Annotated in this window: 8 protein-coding genes; 3 read left to right on the top strand and 5 right to left on the bottom strand. The window is 53.7% G+C overall.

What is annotated here, in order from left to right; all coding sequences use genetic code 11:
• Positions 1–11 precede the first annotated feature (11 nt).
• Entirely contained in the window at positions 12–968 is a 957-nt protein-coding gene (locus tag EY643_RS08895) for an SDR family NAD(P)-dependent oxidoreductase (protein WP_152661872.1), read from the bottom strand.
• 39 nt (positions 969–1,007) lie between these two features.
• Positions 1,008–2,090 (bottom strand): alpha/beta hydrolase, encoded by a 1,083-nt coding sequence (locus tag EY643_RS08890; RefSeq protein ID WP_152661871.1) that lies wholly within the window; start codon positions 2,088–2,090, stop codon positions 1,008–1,010.
• A gap of 203 nt (positions 2,091–2,293) precedes the next feature.
• Between EY643_RS08890 and EY643_RS08885 the strand changes: the two genes are divergently transcribed.
• The 3 genes from EY643_RS08885 to EY643_RS08875 all read left to right on the top strand — a co-directional run bounded on the left by EY643_RS08885 (position 2,294) and on the right by EY643_RS08875 (position 8,233).
• Complete coding sequence (locus EY643_RS08885; protein ID WP_152661870.1) at positions 2,294–3,223, top strand: SDR family NAD(P)-dependent oxidoreductase; 930 nt, start codon at positions 2,294–2,296, stop codon at positions 3,221–3,223.
• Positions 3,224–3,320: 97 nt separating this feature from the next.
• A complete protein-coding gene (locus EY643_RS08880; RefSeq protein WP_152661869.1) occupies positions 3,321–6,872 on the top strand; it encodes a thioester reductase domain-containing protein in 3,552 nt (1,183 codons plus the stop codon).
• Positions 6,873–6,910: 38 nt separating this feature from the next.
• Positions 6,911–8,233, top strand: a complete 1,323-nt coding sequence (locus EY643_RS08875) for a spinster family MFS transporter (RefSeq protein ID WP_152661868.1) — start codon at positions 6,911–6,913, stop codon at positions 8,231–8,233.
• Positions 8,234–8,580: 347 nt separating this feature from the next.
• Here EY643_RS08875 and EY643_RS08870 read toward each other — a convergent pair whose 3' ends face one another.
• The 3 genes from EY643_RS08870 to EY643_RS08860 form a co-directional block, all read right to left on the bottom strand.
• Positions 8,581–9,126 carry a cytochrome b gene (locus EY643_RS08870; protein WP_152661867.1) on the bottom strand — a complete coding sequence of 182 codons (546 nt, stop codon included), beginning with the start codon at positions 9,124–9,126 and terminating at the stop codon, positions 8,581–8,583.
• Positions 9,127–9,207: 81 nt separating this feature from the next.
• Positions 9,208–10,368 (bottom strand): acyl-CoA dehydrogenase family protein, encoded by a 1,161-nt coding sequence (locus EY643_RS08865; protein WP_152661866.1) that lies wholly within the window; start codon positions 10,366–10,368, stop codon positions 9,208–9,210.
• A 7-nt stretch (positions 10,369–10,375) separates the two neighbouring features.
• A complete protein-coding gene (locus EY643_RS08860) occupies positions 10,376–11,590 on the bottom strand; it encodes an acyl-CoA dehydrogenase family protein (RefSeq protein ID WP_152661865.1) in 1,215 nt (404 codons plus the stop codon).
• Positions 11,591–11,607: the final 17 nt, after the last annotated feature.

The following is an 11,607-nucleotide window of genomic DNA, read 5'->3' as shown; positions in this document are numbered from 1 at the left end:
CAGAGTCGTATTCAACTCAAGTCGTAGCTGTGAGAGAGCCACTGTTCTGCTTGAGCCCAGAGACGGTTGGCAGCTTCGGGGCTTAATGCATGTGGAAGCACTCCGGTTCTGAAATCAGGGTTGTCACGAAGTTCTGCGACCTGGCAATCCTCCAGATACAGCCCGCCCTTGCCACGCAGAGCCTCACTGGTGACCGCCCAGACACTGGTTGCCGAACCGGTTTCGACGCTTTTTTCGGAACCGTCGGCTCGTGCCGCGATCATGCTAATGGTCTTTTCATCCATGCTCCGATTAAGCCCTGTTTCGTGAATAACGCCTGGATGCACTGCGAGTGATGTCACACCAAAGGGGGCGAGACGCTCATCTAGAGCGACTGCCAGTAAAGCAGTGGCGGTTTTTGAACGCCCGTAAGCTAACATTGGGTGATAGGGGGTTTTCTCAAAATTAAAGTCGTCGAAATCTACATCTGCAAGCCGGTGAGCGATTGATGTCAGGGTGACCACTCTGGAATCCGGTGTTGATTTCAATAGCGGTGCCAGCAGTGCGGACAGCAGGAAATGCCCGAGGAAGTTGACGGCCATCTGCGATTCCAGACCATCGATATACGCTTCTTGCACACCCATGATACCGGCGTTTGATAGAAGCACATCGAGGTGATTATTCGCCTGCAGATAACGGGAGGCGAAGGCGTGAATACTGTCTTTGGAAGCCAGATCGAGGGCGCTTGCCTGGAAATTGCGTAAACCCGTTTGTTTTTCCAATTCGGCAACTGCCTGCGCTCCCGCCTCGATATTTCGCACCGCCAGCGTGATCGAAGCACCTGCGGCTCCAAGGACGCGCGCTGATTCCAGGCCCAACCCTGAGTTAGCGCCTGTTATTATGATGTTTTTCCCTGTCAGATCACATTGACTGGCTATTTCTTCTGCGGTTGTATTTCTGTCGAATGCTGTCTCTACGGCTTCTTGCATGCCCTTCTCTCCGATAATGGTTGATCAAGCATCTGGATTTCATCTTAAGTGCTTTAGCAAAAACGCATTTAGCTCAGCGTAGTGTTCCCTGGATTCAGGAGAATCCCACACTGTAGAGTAGTCCGCGTGCGACTGCCCCTCATAAACGTGCAGGTCGGCTTCAACACCTGCCCTGCGCAGTTTCCTGTGAACGAGTACAGTGTCGCTTAGCAGTAAGTCGCGCGTCCCAGAAATTAAGTAACTGGGGGGGAAGTTTTCAAACTCGCCGCGCAGCGGAGAAACATACGGATGGTCAGCCCCCAACTCTCCGGGGTAAATGTCTCCACAGACCATGCGCAGGACGCCATGCCAGGAAATCAAGGCTCGATCGTTGCCTTCATTGGTGTAGTGGCTGTCTCCGGTTTTATGGCAGTCTCCGCCTGGGGTACCAACATAAAGAGCTCCGGGCAGTTCCAAACCAAGATCTTTAAACATGTGCGTTGAGCCCAGAGTCAAGCCACCACCAGCGGATGTTCCCCCCAGTGCCATTGAGTCAGCCGGGCGAAAGTTCAGCAAATATTTCCACACAACCGCTACGTCGTTTAGCCCTGCCGGGGCGGGATGGTCGGGTGGCATGCGATAGTCGACGGACAACACCCTAATTCTGCCGCGAGCTGCGATTAGTACCGCCTCGTTATTGCTCGACATTCCCGCGCCCATAATGTAGCCACCACCGTGTAGATTAATAAACAAGTGGTCTTCGTGTTTTGGGTCAATGGTCTCTGGTGTGAGCCAATATACGTTCACGCCTTCGATATAATCCTGCTCAATAGAAACGGAATATCTGTCGGCGATTTCTTCGACCAGCGCTGCTCGGCGCGTATCAGCCTCGGCAACTTGTTCCATGAGTTTATTGACGGACATGAACTTGAAAACAAACTTGTAGAGTGTGGCGCCCATAGCTGGCTCTTCACTCAGTGACGCCCGCATTTCTTCACTTGTGTTTACTGGAAGCGGCAGAGAACTGAACCCCACTTTACGCGACAGTTCTTCAAATGTGCTGGCAATGACCAGTACGAGCGCGATTAGGGCGAAGCAGGCCATATATCGCCACGTGTTTCTAGTGGATTTGTTTTTCTTCATTTCCTTAACCTTGGTCGAGCCAATCAACTTGCGTTGAATCCATGTTTCTTGAAGCCAGGGTCGGTCATTTCGAGCGCATTTTCATTGATCATTTTATTGTATGTTCGTTTAATAATATATATGCTTCGCTACAAATTAGTAAATACTTAACTTGAAGGCCCCGACTTGTGTGCTCTCAGATTGAGAGCAAATAGGAACAAACTATGAGTAAATTTGGATTTGAATCAAGCACCTACGAAGTATTGGCAGGTGTAGACCTCGAAGGTAAACAAGTCATCGTGACCGGTGGCGCTTCTGGCCTGGGTTTTGAGACGGCTCGTGCTCTGGGAAGCAAGGGGGCCCATGTAGTGCTGGTGGGTCGAAATGCTGAAAAGCTCGAGATGGCAAAAATACAGCTGATGCGATTTGGGCAGACCAAGGTCGACACAGAACTTATGGACCTAGAGGATCTAGACAGCGTTAAAGTTGCCGCTGAAAGCCTGCTAAGCCGTTATCCAAAGATCGACATCCTGATAAACAACGCAGGCATTATGGCGTGCCCCCTGGCCCGCACCAAGCAAGGTTTTGAAAGCCAGTTTGGCACCAACCACCTCGCTCACTTTCTTTTTACTTGTCTACTGGCCCCTCCACTAATTGCTGCGGGTGACGCGCGAGTAGTTAACCTGAGTTCTTCAGGTCATCACCGAGGAGCGGTCAACTTCGAAGATCCCAATTATCAATCTACCCCTTATGATAAGTGGGAGGCCTACGGTGCATCCAAGACCGCCAATGCCTTGTTTTCCGTGGGGCTCAATGCACGCCTGAAGCCCAGAGGAGTCCTCTCTTATGCCGTCCACCCGGGCATGATTCCTACGGGCTTGGGGCGCCACCTTGTGCCGGAAGATTTAGCGCATTTCGCGACGGCTCCAGAGCCCTTCAAAACCGAACCCCAGGGCTCGGCGACCAGCGTATGGGCTGCTACAGCTGCAGAATTGGCCGACAAAGGCGGTAGCTTCCTGGCGAACTGCCAGATTGCAGAGATTAATGATGGGCCTATACCTATCGGCGTAAAAACTTACGCCACCTCGCAGGAAAACGCAGACAAACTATGGGAAATTTCTGAAAAGCTGGTGGGTGCTACTTTTTCGTGGTGAGCGCGCGTCACCCTGCCCTACAGATTAACTGCCTGGCCCATTAAGTTAGAAGCCCCGCATGTGGGCTCGTACATCAATAGCATAAGAGGAAAGGACTGTGACAAACGAATTCGAGAAAATAGCCGATCCGCTAGAGCGCATGATGGCAAGGTTTCAGCACTTGCTGGAAACCGATGAACAGATACGCAGCATAATGCCCTTGCCGGATGTGGCTGAAGCAGCAGCGGCTGAGGGTTTGAGCACTGCGGAGCGTATAGACACGGTTTTGACTGGCTATGCGGACCGGGAATCGCTGGGCATGCGTGACTACAAGCTGGTCGCTGATGCCAACGGCAGGCAAGTGAAAGAATACCTACCTGCGTTCTCGACCATAACATTTGCTGAGCTTAGAGATGGTGTACGCGCCATTGCCAATGCCTGGCGGTATGAGGAAAGCATCGCCCTACAACGTGATGAATTTGTCGCCATCATTGGTTTTACCAGTACTGACTTTTTTATGCTGGACCTGGCCTGCTGTTTTGCACAGACAGTCAGCGTTCCCCTGCAAAGCGCCACCTCCGGTGCAGATCTGGATGAGATGTTCGCCAATGTGAACCCAGCCGCGCTGGCCGCAACTATTGATGACCTGGTGATCGCTGCCAAACATGCCGTGAATCATGGTGGTATGCGTACACTGATCGCATTTGATTGCGACCTTGCAGCGGATTACGACAAGGAGCAAATGGCAGAAGCCGAGGCTATTCTGGCGCAGGGAGGAGTAGATACTCGCCTGATTACGCTGGATGAGATCAAAAGCCTTGGCAGCAAACACGAGTGGGAGTTCATGCCCGCGCACCCGGATGGTGACGAGCGCCTATCCTATATTTTGCATTCATCAGGCTCCACGGGCAGGCCCAAAGGTGCAATGAGTACCGACCGGATGCTCGCACAATTCTGGGATGCCAGGAAAGACAATGGACCCGGAGTGGGCGTGAATTTTGGCCCCCTGAATCACGGTATGGGCAGGGTCTATACGTGCATGCAACTGCGTAAAGGCGGTATTGTGTACTCAACGTTGAAGTCGGATATGTCGACGTTGTTCGACGATATCCGTATCGCGCGACCGACACACTTGTCTTTCTTCCCTCGAGTTTTTGAACTGATCTACCAGTACTTTCAGAATGAGGTAACCAGCCTCCTGGCCTCGGGGGCAGAGAAGGAGGCTGCAGAGCGTCAGGTGTTGGAAAACATGCGATCCAGCTTCCTGGGTGATCGCCTACTGACCGGTGTTTATGGTTCTGCCCCAACATCACCCAAAGTAGTCCAGTTTATTGCCGATTGCTTTTTGGTCTTCCTGGTCGACGGCTATGCAAACACCGAAACCGGAGCCGGGTCTCTCGCGATTGACGGGCACATCAATAGGGATTCAGTACTGGATTACAAGCTGGTTGACGTTCCTGAGCTTGGATACTACAGCGCCGACAAACCTAACCCTAGAGGGGAATTCGTTTTCAAAGGCCGCTGGCAAATTAAAGGCTATTACAAAGATCCAGAAGCAACCGCTGGCCTACTTGATGAGGATGGCTACATCAAAACAGGCGATATCGTCGAACTGATAGGCCCTGATCAGATCAAGATCATCGATCGCCGTAAAGATGTTATCAAGCTGTCACAGGCTGAATATGTCGCTGTGGGGCCTTTGGGTACGGTGTTTGAATCCGGCAGTCCGCTTATCAAACAGATATTTATCGACGGAAGTTCATTGCGCTCCTACCTGCTGGCGGTGGTTGTTCCGGACCCAGAGGCTGTCGTGAATGCCCTGGGAGAGGATTACACTGAAGATGAATTGAGACGTCTGATTCGCTCTGAAATGCTGCGTGTCGGAGAGGAGCGGGAGCTGAAAAGTTTTGAAATTCCTCGCGACTTTATTCTCGAGCTGGAAGAGTTCAGCCAGGAAAATGGGCTGCTCTCCAGTGTACGTAAACGCCTGCGCCCCGCCTTGAAAGCGAAATACGGCGAGCGCATGGAAGCCATGTACGAGGACTTCGAAGAGCAGCAAAACCAGGCCTACGAGGCTTTGAAAGACCCTGATTCAGGCTTATCTATCGAAGAAAAACTGGTGCGTCTGGCAGAACTTACGCTGGGTGCGGATGCTGCTGATGATTTGCTGGACAGGACGTTTAACGAGCTGGGCGGTGACTCCATGGGGGCAGTGACCTTCTCGCTGGATGTTGAAAACATTCTGGGCGTTAAGTTGGCCGCCGATAGCGTACTCAGCCCGACCGGCTGTATTCGTAAGTGGACCAGGGAAATTGAGGCTGCGCTATCAGGCGCAGGCACACGAGCAAGCTTTGAGAGCGTTCATGGTGAAGGCGCCACTGATCTTCACGGTGCCGATCTGGTTATTTCAAATTTCCTCGACGGAGAAACCCTGCAAAAAGCTCAGTCAGCCGATGCCGTTGTTGATGATGAGCGTGTTGTATTACTCACGGGTGCCAATGGATTCCTGGGCCGCCATGTCTGCCTTCAATGGATGGAACGCTTATCCCCTGTGGGCGGCAAGGTTATTTGTATCGTTCGTGCCCGCAGTGATGAAGAAGCCCGCGAGCGTGTAGACGCAGGTTTTATCGGTTCGGATGCTGTTTTAGAAGAACATTACCAGTCCTTGGCTTCGAAGCATTTGGAAGTGCTGGCCGGTGATGTGGGCGAGTTTAAGCTCGGTTTGTCTGAAGAGGTTTTTGAGCGCGTTGGTGCCGAAGTGGATCGGGTTTGCCATGTCGCGGCATTGGTGAACCACCGTTTAGGGTATGAGCATTTGTTTGGGCCCAATGTTGCTGGCACAGCTGAAATTGTCAGACTGGCGCTTACAGCCAAAATCAAGCCTATCGATTTTATTTCCACCGAGGGTACTTTGGGGATGATGGACCCCTCTGATGGCGACTTGGAATCAGCGCTACCGCTGCCTACTGTCTCCATCGGTGAAGAGGCATACGCACTGGGCTATGCGGCAAGCAAATGGGCCGGGGAGCATATGTTGCGCCTGGTACATCGAGATTACGCTGTGCCAGTGAATATACTGCGCGGCAACATGATGCTTCCACACCAGAAGTATCTTGGTCAGATCAATCACAGCGACATGTTCTCTCGCTTACTGTACAGCGTGGTCGCAACGGGCCTGGCACCGGAGTCGTTTTATGCGCCGGCCGAGGATGGAGGCAAGTTGCGAGCGCATTACGATGGCAGCCCAGTCGATGTTGTGGCTGCCTCAGTCGTCGCAAATGCCAATTTTGATCACCGTGCTTGTGTCGCCGTCAACATGACCAATTATCACGATGATGGTTGTTCACTCGACAGTTTTGTTGATGCGATTGAAAGCGCTGGCTATGACATCAGCAGGGTTGCAGATCATGCCGACTGGCGTGCTCGCTTCGAAGAGAAACTCAACAATCTCACCGAAGAGCAAAAACAACGCTCAGCCAAAGAAGTGATGGGCGCCTATGCGAGACCTCGGCCTACTGAAGATCTAAGCCATGCGGCGACTAACTATAGGAAGATTGTGCCCACTTTAAGTACTGGGCCCGAACTTCCTCATCTTGATGAGAAGTTCATTCATAAATGCCTGGATGACTTAAAGGCGCTTGGCTTTATTGACGGCAAAGGGGTCTTATAGACCCCGTGGATTCTGCTCCTTCAAAATGAGAATAAAAAATGTCAGAAGCAACAAATACCCAGATAGAGTCGCAAGAGGCGGCGCCGAGTTCACAGCAGGATAGGGTCGATCGCGGTATTTACCGCTGGTATGTGCTCGGTGTGCTGGTGCTGGTTTATGCATTCAGCTACATGGATCGACAGATTGTATCCATTCTGCTTGAGGATCTGCGCCTCGAGTTTGATATGACAGACACCCAGTTGGGCCTGCTGTCTGGCCTCGCATTTGCGTTGTTTTATGCCACCCTCGGTGTGCCCATCGCGAGGCTGGCAGATCGCAGCAACCGTGTACGAATCGTCTCAATCGCCATTACCTTTTGGAGCGCAATGACTGCATTATGTGGACTCGCGGGTTCGTTTTGGCAATTGTTTCTTGCGAGGGTGGGCGTTGGTGTCGGCGAAGCGGGTGGAGGCCCCCCTTCCCTGTCCGTCATATCTGATTACTTTGCCCCCGAAGAGCGGTCTGTCGCCTTTTCCATTTTCTCCATGGGGCCTATTATCGGTGCTTTCGTCGGTCTTGCTGCGGGTGGTTGGGTCGCACAGGAATATGGTTGGCGCTGGGCCTTTTTTGTTATGGGGCTGCCAGGCATAGCACTGGCCCTGCTTTTGTACACTACCGTGCGCGAGCCGGTGCGCGGAGCGCTCGATTCCGTTGCCAGCTCTCGGCAAGATGGTTTTCTCGATACTGTCCGCCTACTGTTTCGTAACCGCTTGTGGTTATGGGTCACCCTGGGTCAGACCTTTGCAATATTTGTCGGCTATGGCTTCAGTTCATGGAAACCTTCGCTCTACCTACGCCAGTTCGATCTCTCTCAGGCTGAAGTCGGTAGCGTACTGGGCACTATGGGCTTAGTTGCCGGGGTGCCTAGTTTGCTCATTGGTGGCTATATTGGTGATCGCCTCATTGCAAAGTCACTCAAATTGGCTACACGTTGTGTTGGCTACGCAGCACTTCTCGTCATTCCGTTTTACGCTCTGGCACTCATGCAGAATAGCTGGATAGTTACCACAATATTTTTAGCCGTTGGCCTGGTGTTTTATCAGATTGGAGCGGGAACTGCTATGTCGATAGCTCTTTCGGCTGTGGCGCCCAATCAAAGAGCGCTGGCGGCTTCGTTCGTTCTTCTTTCAGCTAATTTACTCGGGCTAGGCTTGGGCCCGCTCTTGATCGGAGTCATCAGCGACGCCGCTGTCGACAGCTTCGGTGAAGATTCACTTGGCTTTTCTCTCGGCGTTTGCCTGATCAGCATGGTCATTGCTTTCGCTTTCTACTGGGCTGCGGGAAACGAGGTCTCTCGTCGGGAAGACGATGCTACTGATTGACATCGTGGTGGCCGCACAACCATCGCTTCGTGCATCGGTTTGGCGCGCGCTCTTCCCGGCACTATCATAAGCAATTGCATTAAGAACTCCATGCTCTCCACAGTGCTAGAGACGCTTTGCGCACTGCTACGCGTCGGCGTGGCGGTACTGGTTGTATTAGGTCTATCTACACATAGATACGCCTATCAATAGATACTCACCACCACCGCTACCCCAGCTCAAGTATTTAATTTTGCTCCTGAATTTGAGAAGAGGCCCAAAGGGATTGATACTGATATTTCCGTTAGCCATTGAACCTGAGCTGGAGGCTAACAGTTGAGCGCTAGCTCCCTTTTTAAAACATCCTGCTACGGCCGCTTGGTAAACGGCAGCATCCGCACCAGAACGTCGTCCTTGTCGACAAAATGATGCTTCAGCGCAGCCGCTATGTGCGTTAGCAATAGAGCGACAATGGTCCAGTAGATACCTTTGTGAAAGGTGAGCAGCGTATCGTGCATAGAGTCGGCCACGAGATCGAAACTGGTGTAATTGATATTGTAACCCTGCGCGATGAACTCCTGCTCAGTGGTTGAAGCCAGCAATATGCCAACGCAGACTTGAGCGAAAAGGCAGGCGTAGAGCAGGTAGTGCACTGCTTTGGCTGCCAATTTCTGCACATCGGTCATTGTTGCTGGCAGAGGTGGGAAGCCTTGCCGCGCCCGCCAGATCGCGCGAATGACCAGGCAGATTGCGATCGTGGTTACGGATGCGCCATGACCGCCATATTCCTCGGCCTTCAAGGCTTCCGGCAGATCTGACATACCGTAGGAGAAAATCAGTGTGGCGAAAATATTCAGGGCCATCAGCCAGTGAATGAATTTGTCGAATTTTCCATAGGTGCTTATGTTGTCCATCGAGATTACGCCTCAATCAAACTGTGAGAATGGGTGAAAAATGTCATGCTGATCAAGCTTTTCTGTGCATTCATGGCGGGATCATCCCCTCCACGCCTGCTGCAGGTGAAAATCCGCATTCCCCAGTAGCTGACCAATAGCCACCAGGCGCTTCACGTGGTGGCCGACGATGAGTTCGTCCGTCATCCCCATACCTCCATGTAACTGGATCGCCGCGTCACCAACAATGCGACCTGAGTGCCCTACCTGGGCCTTCAGCAGGTGCAGTGAACGCCTGTCGACGGTCGTGCCGGCGGGCAAGGACAGAACCACCGCGTCCAACAGCGCATTCGTGCGCTGGTACTCGATGAACATATCCACCATGCGGTGGCGCAGCACCTGGAAGGTGGACAGGGGTACCCCGAACTGCTTGCGGGTATTCGTATACTCCACCGTGATATCCAGCAGCGCCTGCATGATCCCCACGGCCTCTGCGCAGAGCATCAGCAGGCCGTTGTCGACGGCGTGGGCCAATATCGGGTAGCCCTGCCCCGCCTCCGACAGCATGCTCTCGGGACCAAGCTCTACATCGAGACTGATATTGGCAGCGCGGTGCCCGTCCACGGTGGGATAGGAGGTAAGCTGGACACCCTCCCGGCCGGCCTCGATGAGAAACAGGCTGATGCCGTCGACATCCAGCTGTTCACCGGAAGTTCTCGCCGAGACCAGCAGGTAATCGGCCTGAGACGCGTTGAGAACGCATATCTTTTCGCCCCGGAGCCGATATCCGCCGTTCTGCGCATCGCCCTGTGATTGACCTAGCGACTGAGCCGTCACGCCTACAAAGGCGGGGTTGCCCCGCGATCCGGGCTCCTCCAGCGCCAGAGCCCCGATGACTTCACCCGCTATCAGACGGGGCAGACACTCCTCTTTGAGGCTCTGGTTCGTTCCGTGCGCAATAGCACTTCCCACCATGCCCACCGTACTTACGACCGGCTCGAGAACCAGGTGCCTGCCAAACAGGCGCATCATATTCAGGGTGTCCGTGAACGCTCCCCCGATGCCGCCGTATTGTTCAGCGAAGGGAATTCCCAGCCAGCCCAGCTCAGCGAAGGCTCGCCAGTTTTCCCCTGAGTAGCCCTCCTCTGAAGCCACCAGCGCCTGCCGTGCAGGGAAGTCGTACTCCTTGTTGAGAAATTGTTCGATGGTGTCGTCGAGCTGTTGTTTCAGCCCCGTATTCAGCTCTTTATTCAGTGACGTCATATCTACCTCAACCCCTGCCGTCCACAATCGCCTTGGCGATAATTTCTCGCTGAATCTCGTTGCTGCCACCGTAGATGGTCGCCGCGTGATTATTCAGATACTTGGGCATCAGGGTGAGTGCGTCTTCCGGGCCGATCGTCTCAACATCGCTACCCACTTCCAACGCCGCCAGTTGCAGCGGCAATGACACAGAGCCACAGACATCAATGGCGAACTCGCATAGCCGTTGCAGGCTTTCCGTCCAGGCGATCTTGATCAGGGAGCTGTAGGGGCCGGATTCAGGGCTACTCTTGTCGATGCGGAACATCTTATCTTCCAGCGCGTCCACGGTGGCCGCCTCGCGCTGTAGGTCCGCGAAGCGTCGCTGGAAGGCCGAGTCGTCGACGAGCATACCGCCAAAGCCATCGCCCAAGCCGGTCGCCAAGCCCCTGATACGCCGCAACTCGTTCTCCATAATGATACCCATGGACAGGGTGGAGCCCCGCTCGTGCACCAGCAGGTGCTTGGCCACGCTCCAGCCGTCGTTCTCTTCACCGAGGCGGCTGCCAAGTGGCACACGCACATTGTCGAAGAACACCTCGCACTGCTCAGGCACGCCGTCCAGGCCAATGATTTCGCGCACCTGCATCCCGGGCAAATCCAGCGAATCGAGCAAGAGAAAGGTGATACCGCGCTGAGGCTTACAGTCGAAATCGGTGCGCACCAGCATGAACATGCGTTTCGAGTGATGCGCGTAGGTTGTCCAGATCTTACTGCCGTTGATCACGTACTCATCGCCGTCGCGCTCCGCGCGACACTTCAGCGACACCAGGTCAGAGCCCGCGCCAGGCTCAGAATATCCCTGCGCCCAGTATTCCTCGCCGCTGAGAATCCCCGGCAGGTAGCGCTGTTTCTGTTCCTCGGTACCAAATTTCATCAACACCGGCCCTACCATCTGTAGCGCGTTGGGCAACAAAAACGGCAGCTCCCGCACCCGGCATTCCTCCTGGAAAACATTCTGCTGCGCCAGGCTCCAGCCCGTGCCGCCGTATTCCCGTGGCCAGGAGACACCTGACCAGCCCTTCGCATGCAGCGCTTGCTGGAAGGCCATCGCCTCGTCAAAAGGCGAAAACATACTGGTGGTTTTCTTACCACCCTCTCGAATGCGATCGCTCAACTCCTCGTCCAGGAACTTCGCAACCTTCTGCCGGAAAATTTCAAGTGTTTGCGTTTCGTCACTCATTACCGCAGATCCTCAGG

This window comes from Halioglobus maricola, from assembly GCF_009388985.1.
Lineage (GTDB): Bacteria > Pseudomonadota > Gammaproteobacteria > Pseudomonadales > Halieaceae > Halioglobus > Halioglobus maricola.
This window is presented reverse-complemented; position numbering and strand designations above follow the sequence as displayed.